Genomic DNA, 664 nt, shown 5'->3' with positions numbered 1-664 from the left:
TCGCCCGTGCCGGGGATCCGGTCGCCCGACAGCACAAGACGCATCCCCGAACCCAGCGAGACGCAATCCCCGATCGCCCGGTTCCGACGGTCGCCGCCGCGTTCCTGCGCCATGCGCAGCGCCGAAACGATCCGCCCGACCCCCTGATCGGCATAGTCGCCCGGATAGTCGAAGCTTTCGATCTGGCCTTCCGCATGGTCCGCATCGCCAAGCGATTCGGTCTCCATCGACTGCGTCGGCTTCTTGAAATTGTAATCCACCTGCCGGATCGCGCCCGTCGTCAGGTTGCGTTCCGGCGCCCATTCCCAGAAATGCTCCTGGTCGGACTGGTGGTGCCCGTCATAGCGCTTGAACGGGCGCGCGCCGATCTCCTCATGCGCCAGCACGTCATCGGTCAGCACCAGCGTATGGCTGCCCATGGCGTGGCGGAAATGAAAGCTGATCCCGTGCCGCTCCATCTGGCGGCGGGCGAAATCCAGATCGGATTCGCGGTATTGCACGGTATATTCCAGCTTCGGATAGCTCTGGCTCAGCCGGACTTCCAGCGCCGGATCGCCGAGACCGGCATAGTCGGACAGCAATTCCCCGATGATCTCGACAACCGTCATGTCGTGGAAAATCCGCTGATTGCGGCGCTTGCCCGCCAGCCAGAACCATGGCCGCA

1 protein-coding gene is annotated in these 664 nt (G+C 63.7%); it reads right to left on the bottom strand.

The features are described from left to right. On the bottom strand, positions 1-664 hold a 664-nt coding region (locus FQV27_RS18715), incomplete at both ends, for a type VI secretion system Vgr family protein (protein WP_147101627.1).

The organism is Paracoccus aurantiacus (genome assembly GCF_007993065.1).
Lineage (GTDB): Bacteria > Pseudomonadota > Alphaproteobacteria > Rhodobacterales > Rhodobacteraceae > Paracoccus > Paracoccus aurantiacus.
This window is presented reverse-complemented; position numbering and strand designations above follow the sequence as displayed.